The organism is Sorangium sp. So ce406, from assembly GCF_051474675.1.
GTDB classification, from domain to species: Bacteria; Myxococcota_A; Polyangia; order Polyangiales; family Polyangiaceae; genus Sorangium; species Sorangium cellulosum_G.
Map to the genome: position 1 here is coordinate 2,646,959 of NZ_CP150340.1, position 23,296 is coordinate 2,670,254.

Sequence of the window (23,296 nt, forward strand, 5' to 3'; positions counted from 1 at the left end):
CGCGTGCGCGTCACACCATGAGGTGGACTGCCGCGATGTTCGTGCGGACGGGCACGACCTTGCTGCGGTCCAGCGTGATCTTCATCTTCTCCGGCCCCATCGAGAGCGTGGGGCCGATGCTGGCCTCGAGCGTCGCGGCGACGGTGACGGACGCCTCCAGGCCGACCGTGGCGCTGACCGTACCGCCGACCGTGCAGGTCACCTCCCCGCCGAGCGTCGCCTCGATCATCGCCCCCAGGACGACCTCGTTGACCATGCCGAGGTTGATCGTCGTCTCGATTCCTTCGACCACGGTCTTGCTGTCGCCCTTCGTGTACGAGTCCGCGTCCCCGTACATATCGCTCTCGGTGTCGGCGTGCGTCTCGGAGATGATCTTGGTCGCCTTCGTCTTGTTCTTGATGATGTCGGCCTCGGTGGTGTCCTCGATCTTCCCGTCGACCCTGGTCGAGGTCGTGATCGACCCGGCCTTCATGGTGGACTTCGACTCCCCCTTGACCGTCGTCTCGTCGGTCATCGACGTGGCGTGGGTCGTCGACACCATCGTGTCCGCCCACGTCTCGTTGGAGATCGAGGGCACCGGCAGCTTCGCCGATCCGGTATAGGACGAGATGCTCTTGGCCCAGGTCCTGTCGACGATCGTGGGGTTCTCGCCGAGGACGCCCGACGGAGGGAGCCCCCAGGGGTCCGTGATCTCGTCCAGGTTGCGCGGCGGGCTGTCGTGTCCGGTGCGGCTCTCCAGCTTGCTGCCGTGATGGAACTCGAAGGCATCGCCGTGGTAGGTGGTGTGCACCTCGCCCTTCACGGTCTTCTCGCGCAGGCGCTTCTCGCCGCGGGGGCCCTGGATGAAGTCGAACTCGCCCGACCCCTGGAAGGTGATGCTCTTCTCGTTGATCTGCCCGTCCTCGGCCTTCCAGCCGCTCTCGAACTCGCGGCGTCCGAGGACGGTCATCTTGTAGGTGCCGCCGATGACCTCGATCTTGTCGCCCCGCGTGGTCGTGACCCGGTTGCCGTCGGTGTGGTCGCGCCAGGTGTAGTCGTCGCCATCGGCCGCGCCGACGCGCAGGAAGGACGACATGCCTTCGCCGAAATCAGGCACATGGAGGATACCGTATTTGCCATCGCCGGCCATGGGAGCTCCGTATCCGGTGGCGCGTGGAGCGTGGTGCTCGCGCCCTCACACGAAGAGGTTGAACGCCGAGATGATCTTGCTCGCGAGCGCGATCTCCGTCTTGCTCACGTGGAGCTCGACGCCCGCCGGGCTGATCTCGAGCGTGGGGCCGACGGAGACGTCGATGCTCGCGGTCATGCTGAGATCCACCTTGGCTCCGACGGTCACGTCCACCGTGCCGCCGACCGTGCAGGTCACCTCCCCGCCGAGCGTCGTCTCGATCATCGCCCCGAGCACGACCTCGTTGACCATGCCGAGGTTGATCGTCGTCTCGATCCCTTCGACCACGGTCTTGCTGTCGCCCTTCGTGTACGAGTCCGCGTCCCCGTACATCTCGTCCTTGGTGTCGGCCCGGGTCTCGGAGATGATCTTGGTCGCCTTCGTATAGCTCTTGATGATGTCGGCCTCGGTGGTGTCCTCCATCGTCCCGTCGACCTTGGTGGAGGACGTGATCGACCCGGCCTTCATGGTGGACTTCGACTCCCCCTTGACCGTCGTCTCGTCGGTCATCGAGGTGGCGTTCGTCTTCGTCACCATCACGTCCGCCCAGGTCTCGTCCGTGATCGACGGCACCGGCAGCTTCTCCGAGCCGGTATAGGACGAGATGCTCTTGGCCCAGGTCCTGTCGACGATCGTGGGGTTCTCCGTCGGGATCGCCTGGGGCGAGGGCGGGTTCTTGTCATCGATGAAGTCGTCGGTGACATTCAGCGTGGGGAACGTGTCCGTGCCAGTCTGGCTCTCCTTGATCTTCCCGTAGTAATAGTCGTAGACGTCGCCGTGGTAGAGGGTGTGCACCTCGCCCTTGATGGTCGTCTCGACCACCTTCCACGTCCCGCCGTAGTTCTGCACCCACTCGATGGTGGTGCCGCCGCCGAAGGTCTCGCTGACCTCGGTGACGTGCCCTCCGGACACGTCCCAGCCCGCCTGGTGCTCCCCGCGGCCGAGGATGAGCAGGCGGTAGTTCCCCCCGATCACCTCGACCTTGTCGCCCTTGGTGGTCGAGATGCGGTTTCCGTCGGTGTGATCGCGCCAGCCGCCCTTCGTGTGCAGCTTCGCGGTCTCGGCCTTCCGCTCGCCCACGGGCACGAAATTCGGCGAGCCGTCCCGCTTGCGGTCGTCGTCGGTGAAGGTCTGAATCCGCTCCGCGAGGTCGTCTCCCGGGTTCTCGCCGAGGGGCGCAGCGGCCCCGAGGCGCAGGTAGGACGGTTCCCCACCATTGAGATCCGGTACTTCGAGGAGCGCGAACTTGCCTCCGGACACAGTGCCTCCGTATCGAGCGAGGACAACGACGCAAGGCGTCGCCCCGTCGCTGTCGCCCTATCCTAGGTCACCGAGAGCTGGCCGTCCAAGCACAAAACCGCGCGTCTTGCTCGCCTCGCGGGCGTGCGCGATCGCGCGAGCGCGCGCCTCACGAGGCCTCGGCGGGGATCTGGGTGGCCGATTCGGCCGCTCGGTGCGCGACGGCCCACACGAACTCCGGCAGGAGCGCGAGCGAGTGCGGGTCCTGCGTGACGCCGATCAGGCCGCTGATGAACTCCAGCGGGTGCTCGCGGCGGCTCCTGTCGAGGAAGCGGAGCTGGGCGCTCGTCAGCCCGGGCGGGATCTCGGCGAGGCCGGGCCCCTGCGGGTTTCCGAGCCCTCCGAGCGCGTCGCTCCGGGCCTCCGCGGCCAGGTAGCGCTCGTGCCACGTCTCGATATAGGGGTTCGGGGCGAAGTAGTCGTTGGGCCAGGCGCGCAGGTAGGGAAACAGCACGTGGATCCACCCGGTGAGCTCGTCGGCCGGGTTCTCGTACCTGAAAAAGGCGCGCCAGAACTTCGGGTCGGCGCGCCCCTCCGCCGACGCGGCGATCTGGTCGAGCACGGGCAGGAGCGCGCGCGTCCAGCGATCCTGCCCGAAGGAGCCGAGGGTCGCCGCGCGCTGGCGCACCCAGCGCCAGTCGTCGGACGTGCCGAGCAGGTAGATGCGCGGGATGCCGCGCAGCGGGTACACCATGTCGCCCGGAAACGGCGGCTCCCAGTCGTGGTGCGGCGCGAGCGGTGTTGTGACGGTGAGCTCCGACGCGACCCGCTCGACCGGCCCGGTGGTGGAGAAATTGGCTGTCACGAGCTCCCGCAGCCTGCCGATACGCGCCGAAACCTGCCTGGAAAAATCCGGAAACAATGCGGGCCACGGGTTCACGTCGCCGAGGGTGAAGTCGGGCCGCTCGACGACGAGCTCGAACTCGTGATCCTCGGAGACGAAGCGGCGCCGCTGCTCCTCGCTCGCGGCGAGGTGCAGCGTGAAGCCGCGCGCCAGGCAGAACCAGATCACGTCGGGCGAGAGGACGAGCGGATAGCGCTGGGTGAAGGCGGTATAGGCGGCCTGGACGAGCGGGTGCAGGTCGGTGCGCCCCACGAGCGGCAGGCGGTGGCGGTAGGTGGCCTCGATCGGCGCGACCAGCAGGCTCTGTATCGCGGCCTCGCTCTGGAATTCCGGCAGCGGCGCCGTCGCGGGCTCGACATCAGCAACGACGATCGTCCTAACGCTCATGACCCCTGGCCCTCCTGGCCCGCCGCGGCGCCCTCGTGACAGGGCGCCGTCCTTCGTACACGAGCGTGCCGCGCGCGACAACCAGCGGCGCCGGGCCGCCGATGCCGGTGGCGCCGGGTGGAACGCGCGCCGACGACGCCGACGACCCCTGCCGGGCATGGTCCCGTGGTAGCGTGACTTTTCGAGAACGGAGGACGCCCGCGCGCCGCGCCGCGGCGATGTTGCGCGCCGCTGGTGGATGATGCACGACTACGGATGCCAGCTCGCGGCCGCAGCGGGTCGCCCCTGAGGAGGATCGCAGCAGATGAGTTCACGCCAGCCGAGTTCGTACGTGGCGAGCGCGCCGGCCAACCCGAAAGCGGCCCTGCGGATCGACTATCTCAAGAAGGTGTATGGGCTCTTCACGGCGAGCCTGGTCCTTTCCTCCATCGGCGCGATGTGCGCGCTCTACATCGGGGCGCCGGACGTGGAGGAGGGAGGCGCGATGCCCCCGCTGGTCGAGCTCTTCGCGGCTCACCCGATCCTCTCGATCGGGATCGTGTTCGGCGTGATGTTCGGCGCCCGCGCGGTGCGCCGCATCCCCGGCGTCAACGTCCTCGCGCTCTTCGGGATGGCGGCCATCCTCGGCGTCACCACGGCGCCGGCGCTCTACATGGCCCAGGTCGCCGCGGGCCTCGGCGGCACCCTGTCGTCGGCGCCGGTGCGGGACACGTTCATCCTGACGGTCCTCACGTTCGGCAGCCTCACGCTGGGCGTCCTGCTCACGAAGGAGGACCTGTCGTTCCTTGCCAGCGGGCTGGTGATGGGCGCCATGGTCGTCCTCGGCGCCATGCTGCTCAACGTCCTTCTCGGGAGCACGCTCCTCGGACTGGCGATCGCCAGCGTCTCCGTGCTCGTGTTCGGGGGGTACGTCCTGTACAACACGTCGCGCCTCCTCCACTCGGGCGAGGAGGACCCGGTGGGCGGCGCGCTCGACCTCTACCTCAACTTCATCAACCTCTTCTCGTCGATCCTGCAGATCCTCTCGGGCCGCCACTTCTGAATCGCGCGCGGTTGCGCGATCGCGCGACCGCGTAAAAGCGCGCGCGCTCGTGCGCCTGACCGCCACCGGGCTCCTCTCGCGCCCGGGGCGGACGCTGGTGGGCGGCTTGACGCCCCTTTTCCGGTGGGTAAGAACGGGCCGACCATGAGTCGCCCGCTCCGCGTCGCAGCGCTTGCCCTCTCCCTGTCGCCGCTCGTCAGCGTCTTTTTCACCGTCTCTTGCAGCAAGCCCGCCGAGGTGACGCCGGCGGCAGCGGCGGAGCCCGTCGAGCTCGCCGCGCCGGCGAACGTCAAGCGGGTGGACATCGCCGTCAACGACAGCGGCTTCTCCCCGTCGACGATCGAGCTGAAGAAGGGAGAGCCGGTCGTGCTCCGCTTCACGCGGACGACGAAGAGCGAGTGTCTGAAGGCGATCGCGATTCCCGATCTGAAGATCGAGAAGGACCTGCCGCTGAACACGCCGGTCGAGGTGGCCGTCACCCCGGAGAAGGAGGGGAAGATGGTGCTTCAGTGCTGGATGGCGATGATCAAGGCGACCATCAACGTGGTCGGCTCGTGACGCCGTCGCGCCCTCGGCCGGGGCGCGCCGCTGTCACAGGATGAGCCAGAGCTCGGCGTCGTAGCGCTTCGCGTCCCGCGCCCCGCGGCGCGTCCCCGAGGCGGGCACCGCCGCGCCGGCCGGCTCGCCGGGCGGCCGCGTGGACGGCGCGCCGGCGTGGGGCACGTCGATGCCTGATGCCGCGCAGCGGGCCACGGCGAAGCGGAGCATCTCGCGCACGTCGCTCGCGGTGAGCATGCCGCTCGTGCGGTGGCGCGCGATCGCGGCCGCGCGGTCGACGCACTCGACGCAGGGCGCCGCCTCGGACCTGAACCGGAAGAGCAGCGTCCCCTCGGGCCACCCGAGCGCCGTCGCCTCGATGCTCACCACGACGAACTCGCCGTCACGGACCACCTGCGTCGCGGCCGCGCTCGCGCTGTCCTCGCCGCCGCCGGCCGCCGCGCCCCGCAGCAGAAACCAGTAACGTTCCATGAGGCGCTCGACGTCGCGCGGCTCACCGTGAGCGATGATGTCTGTCATCCATGACCTCCGACGTCTCAATGTGAGACCTTGTCCCGGGTCCGGCGACGGCACGGAGAGTCAGGAAATGTCCTCCCAGACGGACAATGTCCGGGCGGCCTCTGCCGCGGCGCGGCGCGGTCTCGGCGTCGCCCCGAGGCTGCCAGGGGAGGCGCAGGAACGTCGCGGCAGTGTGAGCTGGATCACGCGGTAAGCGGTAAGTTTCGCTTCCCTTTGGGGGCTCCGTGAGTAAGCTCTGCGCCCCCCAACCCGCCCGGCGGAAAACCGCCCCGGTTCTTCGCTCCGAACCGGCTCTCATCGAGGCGCGCCGAGGGGATCGCCCGCGCGGCGCGCCGCGCGGGGTCAGTCCGAGCCACCCCCAGACGGAGCGAGAAGGCAGTCGCATCATGAATCAGCATCCCGGCATCATCGGCAAGAAGATCGGCATGACGCAGATCTTCAGCGAGACGGGCGAGGTCCTGCGTTGCACGGTCGTGCAGGCGGGCTGCGTCGTCATCGGCAAGCGCACCCTCGAGAAGGACGGCTACAGCGCCCTCATCCTCGGCCTCGGCGAGCGCGCCGAGCGGCACACCACCAAGCCGCTCGCGGGCGCGTTCAAGAAGTCGGGGCAGACGCCGAAGCGCGTCGTGCGCGAGCTGCGCTGCAGCCCCGAGCACGCGGCGAAGTACGAGCTCGGGCAGACGCTCAAGGTCGACGAGATCTTCGAGGTCGGCCAGCGCGTGGACGCGCAGGGCCGCTCGCGCGGCCGCGGCTTCAGCGGCGTCATCCGCCGGTGGAGCTTCGCCGGCGCGGTCAGCTCGCACGGCACGCACGAGTACTTCCGCCACGGCGGCTCGATCGGTACGAACATGACCCCCGGTCGCACGCTGCCCGGCCTGAAGATGCCCGGCCACTACGGCGACGAGACGGTGAGCGCGCTCAACCTCAAGATCGCGAAGCTCCTCCCCGAGGACAACCTGATCCTCATCGAGGGCCCGGTCCCCGGCCCGAAGAACCAGGTCGTCACGATCCGCGGCGCCGTGAAGAAGCGCGGCGGCAAGGGGCTCCCCACGCCGGCGCAGCAGCCGACCAAGAAGAAGGGCGGCTGACCCGCCCGTCCGGCGGAGCGCGCGCGTCGCAAGACGAACGAGCGCGCGCGCCCTGCCGGCGATGCCCTCCGGTAATCCGTGCCGCAGAAGCCCAGGAACCCCTACAAGCGCCCGGACGCCTTCACGAAGGCGGCGAAGGCGCAGGGCTATCCGGCGCGCAGCGTCTTCAAGCTCGAGGAGATCGATCGCCGGGTGCGGCTGCTCCGCCCTGGCCAGCGCGTGCTCGATCTGGGCGCCGCGCCCGGCTCGTGGTCGATGTACGCCGCGCAGCGGATCGGCGCGTCGGGCAAGCTGCTCGCTGTCGATCTCTCGCCCATCACGGCGGCGTTCGGCCCGCAGGCGACGGTGGTGCAGGGGGACGCGCTCTCGCTGACGAACGAGGCGCTCGCGCAGTTCGCCCCGTACGACGTGGTGCTGTCGGACATGGCGCCCGCGACGAGCGGCAGCAAGATCGCCGACCAGGCGCGGAGCTACGAGCTGTTCATGCGCGCCGTGGCCGTGGCCGAGGCGCTGCTCGCGCCGGGCGGCGCGTTCGTCGGCAAGATCTTCATGAGCGAGGACTTCGTGAAGGCCCGCGACGCGCTGCGGAACCTGTGCGAGGAGGTCCGGAGCATCCGGCCCGAGGGGACGCGCGCCAACAGCGTGGAGCTGTTCCTGGTGGGGCTGCGGCGGAAGGCGCCGGCGAAGGCGGGGTAGGGGCGGGGGCGCGGTGCGAGCGCGGGGCGGGGGCTGCCGCGCTGGTCGGAGCGAGGAGAGGAACGGTCGCGTTACTCGAGCGCGCGGCTCCGTTTCTTGAGCAGGCGCGCGTAGCTCTGCCGCAGCTCTTCTGGAATGGGCGAGCGTCGCAGCACGGTCAGCGCTGCGCTCGTGCAGCCGAGCATCGCGTCGAGCACCGCCGCCGCTTCGGTGCGTGGGAGACGTGCGTGCTGCTCGGCGAAGTCGAGCCAGTGGTGGCGGCGCAGATCTCGGTTGCGGATGCCGAGAGGCAGCGCGAGCGTCTTGTCGCCGTAGACCTACGTACAGATCAGGTCGTAGGCGGGGGGCCAGACGGTAGATGCCGTCCTCACCGCGCAGGAGCGAGAGGTTCTTCAGGTGCAGGTCACCATTGCCCATCCAGTAGGCGACGAGCAGGTGCTGGTAGAGCCGGCGCAGCTCGACCTCGGGCTCGCCGCAGTACCGCGCCACGAGCACCGCGCACTTGGCCGCGGTGCCCTGGCCGCGCTCGTGCGCGGGCCGGCCAGCGAGCTGGCAGAAGTCCTCTTGATGGAGCTTTGACTGCTGCTTGCGGCCGGTGCGATCGTAGCGCTGGATGACGTAAGCGAGGCTCCCGTCCGCGAGATAGAAGAGGCCGAGCCGTGGCACCTGCATGCCGGTGAGGGCGGCGATCCGCATGCTGGCGTGCTCGTTCTCGGGCACGTGTGAGTACCTCTCGAGCTACGGCTTGAGGATGTAACGGCTGCTCTTCTCGGCGACCTGGAGGCAGATCCTGTCCTTCGACAGCCGCATCAGCGCCTTGCGCTGCATGCCTGAGATCGACATTTTGCAGATCTCGGCCTCGATCCGGGCAGGCAGGTGGAGGAGATCCAGATCGATGCGAGGGGCCTCCTCGACGCCGAAGAGCTCGCGCAGGCACGCGCGGTGGTAGCGGCCTCCGGAGTCGTCGGGAGGGCTCTCGCCCAGGCAGATCAGGCAGGCGCGCATGGGATCACGCGGCCACGGAGAGCTTCTCCGGCACGATCTCCACCGCGCCGGCGCAGTCGGCGCACGTGGCGAGCATCAGGCCGAAGGCGTCCGTGCGGTCGAGGCCGAGCTTGCGGCAGGTCTGGTCGAGGAGCCAGCCCTCGGGGAGGAGGTTCTCGAAGAAGGGGTGAAGGCCGCGACTCTCGTAGGGCTCGGGGCGGAGCGGGAGGGTCGGGGAGAGGGGGACGGCGTCGGGGCGGGCGAGGTAGGCGCGATCGTACGTGAAGCGGCTGCCGCCGGGGGTCTCCTCGATGATGCCGGCGCGTGTGCCGTTCACGGAGACGATGCCGCGGCGGGGGCGGCCGACCTCGAGGAGGGCGCGGTAGAGGTGTAGGTCCGCCAGGGCGGCGGCGGCGGCCTTGCGGACCTTCACGCTCTTCGAGCGCGCGGCGAGGCGAGCGATGCGCGCCTCATCGCGGAGCGCCTTCGCGGCGAGGAGGCGAGCGGAGCCGCGCCTGGCGGAGCGGGACAGATGGGTGAGGACAGGGCGCCACTCCGGCTCCGGGAGGCCCTTATCACGAAGATACACGGCGGCGCGGACACGGACAGCCTCGTCGTGTGCAGCGGCAGCGAGCTCGCGGAGTTGACGGAGGGCTTCGGTCCGATCTCCGCCCCCGAGAGAGGCCAGCCTTTTGCACGCGGTCAGCCGGAGATCCTCGCGGACCCCGTCCTTGATGAGACGCCAGAGCCCAGCGCGTGCCTCCGGCAGACTGCTCGCGCGCTTGAGCAGCTCATCGAGCGCATCCCATGAATGGAAGCCTGTCGGCTCGTGGACGAGCAGGACCAGCGCGTCGACACCAAACCGGCGTCCCTGCGGGACGTCGAGCAGAGCTTCCGCTGCGTAATGGCGCAAAGAGGCGGAGAACGAGAGCGAGCACGCAATCTCGCGCAGCGCGTCCAAGCCACCAGGGTCATTGCGGGCGGCCATCCACTGCGCGATGACCACCCTCGCGTCGAGCCTCTTGACCGTGGTGATGTCGTTCAGCGCGCGCGACAGGGCTCGCTGCGCCCCAGCGTGCTCGCGGGCCAGCCGCTCCAGCGTGGCAATGTCAACGTCGTCGAATACCCATTCGTCTCCCTCGTTGAAGAGCGCTTCCATCCAGATCGAGAGGGCCTCCTCATCATGCCAAAGTAAGGCCATCTCCCGGGCGACCCGCTCCCTCAAGTGGGCGCTCTCCACGTGGAGTAAAGAGTGTACCTGCTCGCGAAGAATCGGTTCCTCTGCAGCCGACAGCAAGCGTGGGAGATCCTCGTTGTCAAAGTGTTGCTGATGCCCGGAACGGAGCATGTTGACAAGTGTGCTCACGGCCTCATTTTGCCACTCTGGGATGCGTAGTAGCGCGAACGCTGCAAAGTAGCGCATGCGCGGATCCTGGTGGTGACGCATGACGTCGGTGACGGACGTCGATGCCGAGGCCATGCCGCTGTCGAGGAGAGCAATCCACGCGGTGCTCCTTACCGGCTCCGGGAACTTCTCTACGTCGCGATGTAGCGACAACGCCTCGGCTGCTGCCCACTCGCCAAGGCGCGCTGCTTCCATGATTTCATCGATGAATCGAGAATCGTCAGGCTGACTGAAGGTGAGCTCTTTCAGTCGGGTGACGCGTTCTTGCTTGGTGCTGACCGCAAACGCACATGCGTTTAATACAGCAATTTTGCCGCGATCGCTGTCTCGCGATTTGGCTTCGACGGCAACGGTGACGATGCGCGCGGCGTCCGGCCATTCCGGTCCGCGTAGCCGGAGCGCCGAAGGGAGCTTGTCCCTACCGAACCAGTGTTCAAATTTGTATTCGAGAATGCAATCCGTGAGCTTGCGCGCGAAGGAACGAACAGGCTCCTGATCAAGGAGCCGGATCTCGGCTATGCATCGAAACGCGAACGAGATAAATCGGATCACTCTATAGTCGTCGAACGGATCCACCTTCTCGAGCACAGACTGTAGCAGCTCGATCACCTGCTGCGGGCGCTCCTCCTCGATCATCCCGCAAATGAGGGTCAGCGTCTCTTCCCATGCCTGGTCCTGCCAGCTCTTCTTGAAGACCGCCTTGATCTCGTCGAGCCCCCAGTCATGGGTCCGGAACCGCGCATGGATCTCCGCGGCGGCTAGGTACTCCAGGAACGTCTTGTGCACGAACCCGAATGTCTGCCCGCCGATCAAAGCGAGGATGTAGTTCCTCTCCCGCACGTACTGGATGAGCTGCTCGGCCGTCGCCTGCGCCTCCTCGGCTCTGAGCCCGTACTCCTCGGCGCAGAAGGACGCGGCGAAGGCGATCAGGTCCTGCTGCCGTACGGCGTTGCCGCTGCCGCCCGTGAGCTCGGTCATCATCAGGAAGGCGAGCTTCCGCAGGAACCGTTTCTTGCTGGGCAGATCGAACTGGACCGCGCCGGCCGCGGCCAGGTGCTTGTTGGCTTCCCACTGCTCCGCCATGAGGTCCACGGCGCGCTCGTAGAGCCGGTGCCGCTGCCGGGGCAGCTCCGCGCCGCGGTTGAGGAGCGCGATGAGCGTCAGCAACAGAGGATTACTGCACAGCTCGCGCACAGGCCTGCTCTCCTTCAGCGTCTGGCGAAGGCGCTCCAGCCGCCGCGCCGCGGCCTCCGGCGCGCCGGGGAAGGCGAGCCGGTGCCAGCGCTCCAGGAACGCATCGATTTGCCGCTCGTCGAACTCCTGCAGCGTGTAGGTCGCGAGCCCGGCTTGCTGGAAGAGCGGCTGTGCCGGGCGAGCGCCGACGATCCGGCTCGTCACGACGCCGCGCCCCGCGTAGCGGTCGCGCACGCCCACGATCATGGCGGCGTAGTCCCGCCGGGCGTGCGGGTCCGCCACCTCGTCAAGCCCGTCGAACAGCCAGAGGAGCCGTCCCGCCTCGGCGAGGCGGCGCAACGGCTCTCCACGGAGCGAGAGGTTGAGCTCGCGGTGAACTTCGTCGAGGTAATCGAGGAAGTCGCACGAGCGGCCCGCCTGTCGGCACGAGCGGTAATGAAGATCGAAGCGGCGGAGCTCGATACGCACGGGCACGAGGTCGGCGGGCAGAGCGCCGAGCGACTCGCCGGGAGCAGAGAGCTTGAGGACGAGCCATCGGGTGAGCGCGCTCTTGCCTGCCCCTGGCGCGCCCAGGATCAGGATCCAGGGCTCCCCCGGCGAGGTCACGATCTGATCGATCGGCCGCGGCGCGCCGGTGAGGGCGATGTGAGATACCGCATCGTCTGCGCGATCCCGTCGCGGGACACCGGCGAGGCCTTCTGCCTCCACCTCGCCGCCGAGATCGCGTGGCAGGTCCAGGCGCGGCGGCTCGCGGCGCGCCGTCTGCGGCAGAAAAACATGCAGCAGATCGAGGCCCGCCGGGATGTCCGCGTCCTCGCCCATGGTCGCCAGGTCGAACAGCGCCTCCCGCCGGTACGCGTTCGCCCAATGGCGACGGTACGCGTCGACCATCTGCGCGAGGTCAGCGAGCGGCGCCGCAGCAATTTCAGCGCTGCCCGAGAACTTCCCCTCGACTCGCTCGAACCCGACCCTCTTTTCCACGCGCCACGCGCGCCCTTCCGGGTCGGATCGCAGGCACCCGATCCACCGCTTCTGGTCAGGGACGTAGGCCCGCGTGCCATAGGCCAGCCGCTCAGGATACACCTGCACAATCTGGTACTGGTTCGGCACCTCCGGCGGCCGCTCCGGTACCTTCACGCCCGCGCTACCGATGCCGAGGACCGGCACGCTGTTGTCGAGCCACCCGAGTTGCTCCTCGTGAAGGTGCCCGTGCACGACGAGGTTCAGGTAAGGCAGGAGCATCCCCTTGAGATCCTTCGCGTCCTGCCTGGCCGCATCGTTCTCCCCCGGATGAAGCGGATCGTGATGGATCGCCGCGATTCGGAGGAACCCCTGCTCCTTGTAAGGCCGCAGCTTGCCCGCGAAGAACCGGAGCTGCTGTTCGCCCACGAAGCCGTAGTGGTCCTCGGGCCGGTGGCTCTCGGCGATCGCGGAGTTCAGGCCGGCGACCACGACCTTGAGGTCGGGGTACTCGAACAGGCTCCACGGCTCTGCCTCGGTGAACTCGATCCCGGTCTGCCCTTCGTAGAAGCGGGCGAAGAACTCGGCGTAGGGCCGCAGCTTGGGCCAGTAGGGCAGGACGGGCCGCTCCTCGTTGCCCTCCCGCTCCGCGAAGTACGCCGAGCAGAGCTTCCAGTTGACGTCGTGGTTTCCGGGGACGACCACCACCCGGCGCGGCGCCAGCTCCGTGACCTCGGTGAGGCCGTGCGCGAAGTAGAGGAGCTGCTCGAACTGCGACCTCATGCCGTACTCGGTGAGGTCGCCGGTGAGCAGGACGAGGTCCGGGCGGATTCCCTCCTCCTCGCGCAGACGATCGAGGTCATCCCGGAGACGGTGGAGGAGGCTGCCTGGGGAACTCGGCCCTTCGAACCGATGATGCGGTCCGAACTGCATGTCGGACAGGTGAAGCAGGGTGATGGGCTTCTGCTTGACCACGCTCGGGTTACCTCCAGCGCACGACGTTACCACAGGACCTCTCGTCTACTGCTCGGCCCGGATCACCGGCGCTCCGGGGCGAGCGGCGGATTGCTCGGCTTGGACCTCCGGCGCCCGAGGCGAGCGCCGGGCCGGTTCTGCGTGCTGCAGCCGGCCGGCGGTGTCGCACCGGCGTCTCGACGAGCGCACGCGCAAGACGCTCGGGTACGAGCGGCGCTCCCTGACCTGCCCAGAGCAGCATCATGCCCGTGCAGCAAGGGGGAGAGGGGACGGAAGAGGGCGCCGGGGCGCCGCCGCTGGAGCACTCCGAAGCGGCGCGTGATCGCCGCGGGCCAGCGCAGCAGGGCGCACTTGGCGGCGTAGGAGGGGGCCGGGACCGCGCAGGAGCAGCGCGGAGGCGGCGCAGGAGGGGGCCGGGACCGCGTAGGAGCAGCGCGGAGGCGGCGCAGGAGGGGGCCGGGACCGCGTAGGAGCAGCGCGGAGGCGGCGCAGGAGGGGGCCGGGGCTGCGCAGGAGTAGCGCGGAGGCGGCGCAGGAGGGGGCCGGGACCGCGTAGGAGCAGCGCGGAGGCGGCGCAGGGGGGGGCCGGGGCTGCGCAGGAGCAGCGCGGAGGCGGCGTAGGAGGGGGCCGGGGCTGCGCAGGAGCAGCGCGGAGGCGGCGTAGGAGGGGGCCGGGGCTGCTCAGGAGCAGCGCGGAGGCTGCGCAGGAGGGCGTCAGGGCTGCGCAGGAGGGCGCCGGAGACGCGCAGGAGGGGGCCGGGGCTGCGTAGGAGGGGGCCGGAGCCGCGCAGGAGGGGGCCGGGGCTGCGTAGGAGGGCGCCGGAGCCGCGCAGCAGGACACCGGGGCCGCGCCGGCCTTCGCGCGACCGGAAGGCCCGGCCCCACGCGCGATGTCCACGCGCCCGCCCGGCAACGGGGCCCCGAATGCCCCGCAAACCCCCTCAGAAAGCGTTGTGCCCCGTGATCGCGTTCCCGAGGATCAAGCAATGCACCTCGTCGGTGCCCTCGTACGTGTACACGCTCTCCAGGTTGAGCATGTGCCGGACGACCGGGTAATCGAGCAAGATCCCGTTCGCGCCGAGCACGCTGCGGGCGGTCCTCGCGATCTTGAGCGCCCAGCCGACGTTGTTCCGCTTGCACAGCGAGACCTGCACCGGGCTGATGCCGCCGGCGTCCTTCAGCCGCGCGAAGTGCAGCGCCATGATCTGCCCCTTCGCGATCTCGGTCGCCATCTCGACGAGCTCGGCCTGGATGAGCTGCCGCGACGCGATCGGCTGGCCGAACTGCGTCCGCTCGCGCGCGTAGGAGACCGCGGTCTCGTAGCAGGCGCGCGCGGCGCCGAGCGCGCCCCACGCGATGCCGAAGCGCGCCTGGGTCAGGCAGCCGAGCGGGCCCTTCAGGCCGACCACCCCGGGCAGCATGTTCTCCTCGGGGACGCGCACCTCGTTCAGGACGATCTCGCCGGTCGGGCTCGCGCGCAGGCTCATCTTGCCGTGGATGAGCGGCGTCTCCAGCCCCTTCATCCCCCGCTCCACCACGAAGCCGCGGATCGACTCGGGCCCTCCGTCATCCACCTTGGCCCACACCACGCAGAGGTCCGCGATCGGCGCGCTCGTGATCCACATCTTCGTGCCCGTGAGCACGTACGAGCTCCCGTCCTTGCGGGCGCGCGTCTTCATCGAGCTCGGATCCGAGCCGCTGTCGGGCTCCGTCAGCCCGAAGCAGCCGATCAGCTCGGCCGCGGCCATCCTCGGCAGCCAGCGCTGCTTCTGCGCCTCGGAGCCGTACTTCCAGATCGGGAACATGGCCAGCGAGCCCTGCACGCTGACGAAGCTGCGCAGGCCGCTGTCGCCGTACTCGAGCTCCTGCAGCGCAAGGCCGTAAGCGACCGAGTTCATGCCGGCGCAGCCGTAGCCGGTCAGCGAGCCCCCGAGCAGGCCGAGCGCGGCGATCTCGGGGATCAGGTCGGTCGCGAACTCCTCGCGAGCGAACAGGTCCGCCGCGCGCGGCAGGTAGCGCTCGCGCACGAAGCGACGGACGGAGTCGCGGATCATGCGCTCCTCGTCGGAGAGCAGCGGGTCGATCGCCATGAGCTGATCGAGCGAGACGGGCTCCTGGGCAGCGGCCATGGGCAGAGCCTCTAGCGTGCCTTCGCGCGGCGCGGAAGGGGCAGCGCCGGCGGGCGCGGCCGGCTCACGGGCGGCCAGCTCACGGTCGGATCGAGACGAGCGTGCCCTTCCGTAGCGAGAGCGCGCCGTGCCAGGCGGCCGGCACCTCGGGGGTCGTCCACTCGAACAGCCAGGCGGCGTCGAGCGGCGCGAGGTTCACGCAGCCGTGGCTGCGCGGGGTGCCGAAGTCGTCGTGCCAGTACGCGGCGTGGAACGCGAACCCTTCGGTGAAGTACTGGACGAACGGCACATCGCGGAAGTCGAACGGATCCTCGTCCTCCTCATCGCCGTCCATCGTGACCGTGACGTGCTTCGTGTGGATGCGGAACAGCCCCTGGATGGTCGAGCGCGTCGTCTTGGGGTCGCCGAGGCCGTCCGCGCCCGTCGAGACCAGCGTCACGTAGACAGGGCGCGAGCCCTCGTAGGCGACGAGGCTCTGCTGGTTGATCGAGACGTCGATCCACTTCCGCCCGCGCCCCGCCCACGCGGGCGCCCGGGGGAGCGGATCGACGCGCACGACGTCGTCGGCGCGGACGAGCGAGCCGTCGCGCGCCTCGAGGTGGTCGACGCCGCCGACGCGCCGGGAGGCACCGGACAGCGGGATCGCCTCGCGGAAGCGGAGCGGGGCGCGGGTGAGGCCGCCGCGCTCGCCCGGGACGAGGCGCGAGGCGTGGCGGCGCTTCGCGAAGGCCACGGGGAGCGCGACGTCCTCGGCCAGCCGGAGCCCCGAGAACGCGCTCGGCCGGATGACGCGGGTGCGGTCGAGCGGCAGGACGGTGAGGTCGGTGGTCAGGCCGAAGCGGCGCCCGTCGTGATCGAAGGTCGAGAGCAGCGCGAAGCCGGAGCGCGTGCGGGCGCGGCCAAGGACGAGCGCGTCGGGCGCGCGGCGATCGCCGGCGAGCCCGGGCGCCGGCCGGCCATAGAGCAGGACCGAGGGCGTCGCGTCGGGGGGCGGCGGCGCGACGAAGTCGGGCGCGCGCGCGGCGGTGGCGGCGCGGAGCAGGTGCGCGCCGAGGTCGGGCTCGGCGCTGCGCTGCTCGTCCTCGCTCGGCAGGCGCGCGTAGAGCGGCGGGGTGGGGGCGCGCGACATCACGTACGTGTAGGGCAGGCCGTTGAGCCAGGCGGCGAGCTCGGCTTCCGGCGTGGCGTGGAGGGGCGCGGGGGCTGTGTCTGCCGCGGCGGGGAGGGCCGCGGGCGCTGCTTCCGGCGCGGCGTGGAGGACCGCGGGCTCGGCTTCCGGCATGGCGTGGAGGGCCCCGGGCGCTGCGTCTGTCGCGGCGTGGAGGGCCGCGGGGGCTGCGTCCGTCGCAGCGGGGACCGCTCCGAGGCGCGCGTGCGGGGCTGCGGGCGCGGCCTCGCCGCGGAGATCCAGCGAGGCGAGCGCGGCGCGCGGGGCCGCGGCCTCGCCGCGGGGGGTCGACGGCGCGGGCGAGGCGGCCTGGGCGAAGAACCGGCGGATGGGGCGGCGCGACGAGGCTTCCACCGCGAGGTCGTGGATGTTGAGCGTGGCGCTGGCGCCGATGCAGACGTAGCCGCTCGGCTCGATGCGGTACCAGCCCCCGGCGCACGACTCCCTGCCGGACGGCTCCGGCCGGCGCGCGACCACGGCGCCGGCGCGCAGGTAGCCGATGCGCCGGCTGGTCCAGCGCGGCTCGGCGAAGACCCAGGTCTCCCTGGCGATGCTCGCGAGCTCGTGCACCTCCTCTTTCGGCGTCAGCGGGGCGGTCGGGGGCGGATCGAGCCGGGGGAGCTCGTCGGAGCCGTCGTCGACGAGCTGCGGCGGCAGCACCGGCAAGGCGAGCGGGTCGACGCCTGGCGCCGCGAGATCCGCGGCTGGATCCGTCGTGGCGCTCGCCGTCGGATCCATCGCGGCACCCGCGCCGGGGGGCGCCGCAGGCCCTGTAGGATCCGCGGCGGCCGCCGGGCCTGCCAGCGAGGGAGCCGGGGCCGCGAGGGGGGGCACCGCCACGCTTGCCGGCGCGGTGACGGCCGAGGCAGGGGCAGGGGCCGGGGACGTCGCGGTCGGCTCGGAGGCAGGGCGCGGGCAGCTCACGTTGAGCGCGGAGAGCGCAATCGTCGGCAGCAGGAGAAAGCCTCGCACCCGCATACGGACGCGCGTAACAGGAGGCGCGGGCGAGGGCCAAGTTCGAGGAGGCCTCCTGTTCGTCGTCCTGCTCTCAGCGCCGGTGTTCTCCGCCTTCAGCCGGCGACCGCCGCCCGCTCGCGCCCGCGCGCCGCCGCGCCGCCGTGCGGAGTCGGGGAGCGCGCGACCGGTGGAAGCGACCGCGGGCCCTGCTGCAGCTCAGAGGTCGCGCGCGCACATGGCGGTGACGTAGTAGCGCCGCGTGGTGTTCGCGTAGGCAACCTGATAGTCCGTCGTCTGCTTGAACGCGGCGGCCAGGAAGCTGCCGCCGTGCATGAAGCGCATGCTGGAGCGGTTGTCGAGCCGCGAGCAGTCGTTGCAGGGCGTCAGAAGCTGATAGATATCGGCGCCGTCGCGGGTGGACTTGTACGCGTTGCCGGCGAGATCCAGGTGACCCCAGCGCCCGGCGCCGTGGGGGAAGCTGCCGACGTCCGTGATGTCCGTGTGCGCGCAGGGATACTGCCTGGAGTCCGTGGGGTAGTTCGTGATGCAGCTGTTCGCGGGGGTTCCGTCGCCCGCCGGGGTTCCGTCGCCCTGGCAGCACCAGGACCCGTCCTGGAGCGTGATGTCGGAGACGCTGGAGCCGCCCCACGGATAGATGCGCTGCTCGTCGCCGCCGGCGGAGGCGTAGTTCATCTCCGCCTGGGTGGGCAGCCGGCCGCCGTCCCACGCGCAGAACCCGAACAGCTCGAACCACGTCGCGCAGACGATGGGCTTCTTCTCCTTGGCTCCCGGGGTATCGCTCCAGGTCGGCCAGCCGTACGGATCGCAGATGAGCGCCGTCCGGAGCGCGCTCGTGTCGGCGGCGAGCTGCGAGTTCCACGACGGGTCCCAGCCGCTGTTGGGGATCTTCGGGTGAGCGCCCGATCCGGCCGCCGGCGGGTTGGCCTGCGTCGGGCCGCCGGTCTGCTCGATGTACTGACGGAAGCGCCCGACCGTGATCGTGTACTTGTCGAGGTGGAAGTCGCTGATCGTCGCCGGAAGGCTCGGGTTGTTGAGCCGGTTGAACGTGCCGCCGGGCACCCGGAGCGTCGCGCAGCAGTCGTCGTTCCCGTCGACGCCGCAGTTGGCGCCGGCGCCCGGCGTGTTGCTGTCGCAGCTGATCGGCAGGCCAGACACCCCGCCTCCACTTCCGCCGCCCTCGCCGCCCTCGCCGCCCTCGCCACCTGCGCCCCCCTCTCCGCCTGAGCTCGACGTCGTCACGGTCGTGGAGCTGGTGCTGGAGGCCGTGGTGGAGCTGGTGCTGGAGGCCGTGGTGGAGCTGGTGCTGGAGGCCGTGGTGGAGCTGGTGCTGGAGGCCGTGGTGGAGCTGGTGCTGGAAGCGGTGGTGGAGTTGCTCGTCGTGCTGGTCGAGCCGGTCACCGTGGCGCTGTCATAGCAAACGCGGAGAGACGGACGCTTCTCCTGCGAGCTCTCGCTCGTCCTGATGTGCGTGCGATTCGCGGTCTGCTCGAAGAGCACCCCGTTGTTCGGCGCGGCGCCGCTCACCCAGCGCTGCACGAGCGCCGTGAGGCTGAGCGTGTGCTCACCGTAGATGTACCCCGCATTCGCCTTGAGGGTCCCCAGGACCTCGGGATCCCAGGCCGCTGAGTGCGAGTTCCATGTCACCTTGCTCTCGTCCCACGCCGCCGTGACCCGGTGCGCGCGCATCACTTCGGGCACCGCGGCGCCGATGTGAAGGGAGAGGTCCGCCGAGACGATGATGGCGTCTCCGGGGATCGACGAGAGATCGAACGCTATCAGCGCGTGCATGTGCGCCCCGCTGCTCTCGCCGGCGTACATGTCGCCTCCGGTGAGCGTGGCGTCGGCATAGCTGGTATGGATGAGCGCATCCCTGACCACGCCCGTATCCCCGGTGCGCTTGAGCGTCACGCAGACCGTCGCCGCCTGCTCCGCCTCATGGATGAGCTCGCCGCCCCCTTCCTGTGCGTCGACGCACCCGGCGAGCGCCGCGCCGGAGGCGGCGAGCGAGGCGAGAAGCAGATGCCGAGACCTTCTCACGAACGGCCGATGCCTCATGATGCCCTCCGAACCGCGTCGTCGGCGAGCTCTGCCCACGAGGCCGCTCGTGATGCCGTCGCGCAGGAGCGCCACGATGCGCGCATCCAGAGAGCCACACCTACCTGCACTCCGTGAAACATCATCCTCATCAGGTCAGCCGTCGGATCGTTCCGTGGTCAGAGCCGCGCGACCGCGCGTGAGCCAAACGATACCGTTCTACGGCTTGGATCGGAGTGCGTCAATTGAGGATCGGTATTTGCCGTCAAAAACCTGTTGATGTTGTTTGTGGTGCCGGCGCAAATTGAGCGCCGTGGCGGCATGTCTGGCGATGTCGTCCACGTCTCCGCATCCGCGTCTACCGGTCACGTACCGGTCACGCGGCGCGCGCGGATCGGTGGTGCATTTTGTCACTCAATCCAATCAGGGATGGAGGGATGGATGGCGCCTGAGCAGGGATGGGTGCTTTCGCCTACATGATCGTGTGCGCGTCGGACCGTGATGCGGCCCGGCGATGCCGGGGCCGGCGTCGCCGGACGCGAGCTGAAGAGCTCGGCCCGGCGCGCTTTCCCCGCTTCAGCTCACAGATCGCGCGCGCACATGGCGGTGACGTAGTAGCGGCGATCGTCGTTCCGGTAGGCGACCTGATAGTCCGTCGTCTGCTTGAACCCGGCAGCCAGGAAGCTGCCGCCGTGCATGAAGCGCGTGTTGGAGTTGTTGTCGAGCCGCGAGCAGTCGTTGCAGGGCACCATCAGCTGGTAGATGTCGGAGCCGTCGCGGGTGGCCTTGTACGCGTTGCCGGCCAGGTCCATGTGGCCCCACCGCCCGGCGCCGTTGGGGAACTTGCCGACGTCCGTGAGATCCGTCTGCGAGCAGGGGTAGAGCGACGGATACGACGTCTTGCAGGAGCCCGCGACACTGCCGTCGCCCTGGCAGCACCACGAGGCGTCGTCGAGCTCGATGTCCTCGACGCTGGAGCCACCCCACGGATAGATGCGCTGCTCGTTGCCGCCCGCAGACACGTAGTTGATCTCCGCCTGCGTCGGCATCCGGCCGCCGTCCCACGCGCAGAACGCGAACAGCTCGTACCACGTCGCGCAGACGATCGGCTTCTTCTCCTTGGCGCCGGGGGTGTTGCTCCACGACGGCCAGCCGTACGGGTCGCAGATGAGCGCCGTCCGGAGCGCGCTCGTGTCGGCCGTGAGCTTCGAGTTCCACGTCGGGTCCCAGCCGCTGTTCGGGATCTTCGGGTGGGCGCCCGCGCCGGCGGGCGGCGGGTTGGCCTGCGTCGGGCCGCCGGTCCGCTCGATGTACTGCCGGAAGCGCCCGACCGTGACCATGTACTTGTCGAGGTAGAAGTCGCTGACGGTCGCCGGCAGGCTCGTATTGTTGAGCCGGTTGAACGTGCCGCCGGGCACCGGAAGGGTCGAGCAGCAGTTGTCGTTGCCATCGACGCCGCAGTTGGCGCCTGCGCCCGGCGTGTTGGTGCTGCAGCTGATCGGCAGGCCAGGCACGCCGCCGCCACCGCCTCCGCCCGCGCCGCCTGCGCCGCCGGCGCCGCCCGCGCCGCCTGCGCCGCCGGCGCCGCCCGCGCCGCCGGCGCCGCCGGCGCCGCCGGAGCCCGACGTCGAGGTGCTCGTCGTGGTGGCGCTCGAGCTCGAGGCTGTCGTGGTGGCGCTCGAGCTCGAGGCTGTCGTGGTGGAGCTGGAGGTGCTCGACGCCGACGTGGAGCTGGTGCTCGACGCCGACGTGGAGCTGGTGCTCGACGCCGACGTGCTGCCGCTCGTCGAGGTGGCCGAGCCGGAGCCCGTCGCGCTGTCGTAGCAGACGTAGAGGTCCGGTCGCTTCTCCTTCGCCTCTTCCGGCATCTCGCTCGTCCTGATGTGGGTGCGGCCCGAGGACTGCACGAACATCATCCCGTGGTTCGGATGGACACCGTTCACCCAATTCTGCACGAGCCCCGTGACGCTGAACGTGCGAAAGACGTTATAAACGCTGGTGGTGCCAGGCGTGAAGGAGGCCTCGACCGTGGGGTTGAACGCCGTCGAGAGAGCACTCCACTGACCCGAGGCATCGGCCTCCTTCCACGTCCACGTGGGGCTGGCCCCGGCGGGCGGTTGTACCCGGTGTACGTTGACCGCCTCGGGACCGCCGGAGCCGATGAAGACGGTGACGTCCGCCGACACGATGGTGGCGTTGGCGGGGATCGAGGAGAGGTCGAACTGCAGCAAGGAACGCTGCTTGTACAGGGTCCCGCTGACATCCTTCACGCCCGCATACGCGTCGGTGCCGTTGTGCGAAGTGTCGGTGTATTCGTAGATCAAGGCGTCTTTGACGACGCTCGTCCCCACGCCGCGCTGGATATGAACACAGGTCGTCACCGCCTGCTGCGCATCACCGATCTGCTCGTCCCCCGCCTCGTACGCGCCGACGCACCCGACGAGCGCCGCGCCGGAAGCGGCGACGAGGGAGGCCAGGAGAAGATGCTGAGACCCGCCAACGACAGTGCGATTCCTCATGATACTCTCCGATCCGCGTCGCCAGGCGAGCGCCGCCCGCGAGGCCACATGTGATGCCCCTGTGCAGGAGCGCCAAAGCGCGCTCCTGCCAAACCCATCATCCACCTGCGCGCCGCCTCACCTCTCAACAGGTCAGCGGTCGGATCGTCTTGGCTTCGATCGGCACGCGAGGAAAACGATACCGTTTTACGTCTTCAAACGGAATACGTCAATCGCGAACCGAAAATAGTTGTGAAAAGTCTCGTGGTGCTGAGTTGTGAGTCAGCGCAAACTGACCAGTATCGCGCGCTTCGCCGGCGGTTGTCTAGCCCCTGCGCGCTCGTCCCGCGCTGTTTGCGATGTCTCGCTCTCGCGGCGCGGCGCGCTGGCGGATATTTGCCGACTGGCTGCGCGTGAGCGGGGGTGACGGAGCAGAATCGCTTGATTCCGCCTACCTGACTGCCTGCCCGACCACCACGCCCACTCAGCTTCTCAGCCTGGCTCGGCCCGCTCTGCCTGCGCAGGCGTCATCGTCTGCGCCGCTTTTCTGGTCTGCTCGGTCGGCTGGATTACCTGCCGGTGCCCTGTCCAGAAGGGAAGTCCGGAACGACGGTTCGGGAGAGGCCCTCTTCGACCTCCGTGATGATCATCGTCGCGAGGAGATCGAGCAGCGCGCGGCCCTCGTCCTCGGTGGCCTCGCGTGGAGCGCCGGTGTAGGCATCGGCCATGCCGAGGGCGCGGAAGCTCTTCGCCCCCGCCCGGATGCCCTCCGACAGGCTCACGCCGAGGTCCGGCAGGCCGAGAGCGATGTCCTTCCGGACGAGCGCGGAGGCCGCGGCGAGGACGAGGGAGGTCTCGTAACGTCCCGCGTGGCAAGCGCCGCTCCGGAACTCGGCGGAGAGCGTCCGCGCCCAGCGCCGCGCGAGCGGGCAGGCCACGGAGGCGCGGCCCGGGGGCAGGTCGACGATGGCGGCGCGCACCGCGCGGTCGTGCTCCGGCTCGAGGTGGTTGTTGATGAAGCAGACGTGCGACAGGCCGGCCGACAGGTACGCCTCGGCGACGGCGCGCAGGAAGGCGGTGAGCGCGGGCGCCGGGATCGAGATCGCGCCGGCGAAGCCCGCCGCGAAATCGGTCACGCCGTAGCCGACGGGCGGCGCGAGGAGCGCGGCCACGCCCCGCTCCCAGAGCCGGCGGCCTGCCTGCTCGGCCGCGGCCTCGCCGATGAGCGTGTCCGTGCCGAGCGGCAGGTGCGGGCCGTGCGGTTCGACGGACCCGACCGGCACGAGCGCGACGCAGGGCGCGCCGGCCGAAAGGAGGGCGGCGAGCTCTGCCGTCGTCAGCTCGGCGAGGCGCGGCGCGGCCTGCATGCG

Annotated in this window: 15 protein-coding genes and 1 pseudogene; 4 read left to right on the plus strand and 12 right to left on the minus strand. The window is 69.7% G+C overall.

Features of this window, described 5'->3' with window-relative positions:
* Positions 1-10 precede the first annotated feature (10 nt).
* From WME96_RS09930 to WME96_RS09940, 3 genes are all read right to left on the minus strand, one after another.
* Positions 11-1,129 (minus strand): hypothetical protein, encoded by a 1,119-nt coding sequence (locus WME96_RS09930; protein ID WP_437289905.1) that lies wholly within the window; start codon positions 1,127-1,129, stop codon positions 11-13.
* A 45-nt stretch (positions 1,130-1,174) separates the two neighbouring features.
* Entirely contained in the window at positions 1,175-2,428 is a 1,254-nt protein-coding gene (locus WME96_RS09935) for a hypothetical protein (protein WP_437289906.1), read from the minus strand.
* Positions 2,429-2,576: 148 nt separating this feature from the next.
* Positions 2,577-3,698, minus strand: coding sequence for a DUF4419 domain-containing protein (locus WME96_RS09940; protein ID WP_437289907.1), 1,122 nt, complete (start codon positions 3,696-3,698; stop codon positions 2,577-2,579).
* A 304-nt stretch (positions 3,699-4,002) separates the two neighbouring features.
* On the opposite strand from WME96_RS09940, the gene WME96_RS09945 reads away from it, so the two are divergent.
* Together WME96_RS09945 and WME96_RS09950 are read left to right on the plus strand one after the other, a co-directional pair.
* Entirely contained in the window at positions 4,003-4,740 is a 738-nt protein-coding gene (locus WME96_RS09945; protein ID WP_437289908.1) for a Bax inhibitor-1/YccA family protein, read from the plus strand.
* 144 nt (positions 4,741-4,884) lie between these two features.
* Positions 4,885-5,298, plus strand: coding sequence for a cupredoxin domain-containing protein (locus WME96_RS09950; protein WP_437289909.1), 414 nt, complete (start codon positions 4,885-4,887; stop codon positions 5,296-5,298).
* Positions 5,299-5,331: 33 nt separating this feature from the next.
* Here WME96_RS09950 and WME96_RS09955 read toward each other — a convergent pair whose 3' ends face one another.
* Positions 5,332-5,817 (minus strand): hypothetical protein, encoded by a 486-nt coding sequence (locus tag WME96_RS09955; protein ID WP_437289910.1) that lies wholly within the window; start codon positions 5,815-5,817, stop codon positions 5,332-5,334.
* 386 nt (positions 5,818-6,203) lie between these two features.
* Between WME96_RS09955 and rplC the strand changes: the two genes are divergently transcribed.
* Entirely contained in the window at positions 6,204-6,905 is a 702-nt protein-coding gene (rplC, locus tag WME96_RS09960) for a 50S ribosomal protein L3 (RefSeq protein ID WP_061620858.1), read from the plus strand.
* 78 nt (positions 6,906-6,983) lie between these two features.
* Positions 6,984-7,601 carry an SAM-dependent methyltransferase gene (locus WME96_RS09965; protein WP_437289911.1) on the plus strand — a complete coding sequence of 206 codons (618 nt, stop codon included), beginning with the start codon at positions 6,984-6,986 and terminating at the stop codon, positions 7,599-7,601.
* A 402-nt stretch (positions 7,602-8,003) separates the two neighbouring features.
* Here WME96_RS09965 and WME96_RS09970 read toward each other — a convergent pair.
* The 8 genes and pseudogenes from WME96_RS09970 to WME96_RS10005 all read right to left on the minus strand — a co-directional run.
* Positions 8,004-8,297: pseudogene (locus WME96_RS09970) on the minus strand (HipA domain-containing protein); the annotation flags it as partial.
* Positions 8,298-8,339: 42 nt separating this feature from the next.
* Positions 8,340-8,606, minus strand: a complete 267-nt coding sequence (locus tag WME96_RS09975) for a hypothetical protein (RefSeq protein ID WP_437289912.1) — start codon at positions 8,604-8,606, stop codon at positions 8,340-8,342.
* Between the two features lie 4 nt (positions 8,607-8,610).
* Positions 8,611-13,119, minus strand: a complete 4,509-nt coding sequence (locus WME96_RS09980; protein ID WP_437289913.1) for a HipA N-terminal domain-containing protein — start codon at positions 13,117-13,119, stop codon at positions 8,611-8,613.
* Between the two features lie 941 nt (positions 13,120-14,060).
* Positions 14,061-15,248: an acyl-CoA dehydrogenase family protein gene (locus tag WME96_RS09985; protein WP_437289914.1), complete on the minus strand. Its 1,188-nt coding sequence runs from the start codon at positions 15,246-15,248 to the stop codon at positions 14,061-14,063.
* 79 nt (positions 15,249-15,327) lie between these two features.
* A complete protein-coding gene (locus WME96_RS09990) occupies positions 15,328-17,154 on the minus strand; it encodes a L,D-transpeptidase (RefSeq protein ID WP_437289915.1) in 1,827 nt (608 codons plus the stop codon).
* A gap of 435 nt (positions 17,155-17,589) precedes the next feature.
* Positions 17,590-19,431, minus strand: coding sequence for an SUMF1/EgtB/PvdO family nonheme iron enzyme (locus WME96_RS09995; RefSeq protein WP_437289916.1), 1,842 nt, complete (start codon positions 19,429-19,431; stop codon positions 17,590-17,592).
* Positions 19,432-20,009: 578 nt separating this feature from the next.
* Complete coding sequence (locus WME96_RS10000) at positions 20,010-21,947, minus strand: SUMF1/EgtB/PvdO family nonheme iron enzyme (RefSeq protein WP_437289917.1); 1,938 nt, start codon at positions 21,945-21,947, stop codon at positions 20,010-20,012.
* Between the two features lie 548 nt (positions 21,948-22,495).
* Positions 22,496-23,293, minus strand: coding sequence for a creatininase family protein (locus WME96_RS10005; protein ID WP_437289918.1), 798 nt, complete (start codon positions 23,291-23,293; stop codon positions 22,496-22,498).
* Positions 23,294-23,296: the final 3 nt, after the last annotated feature.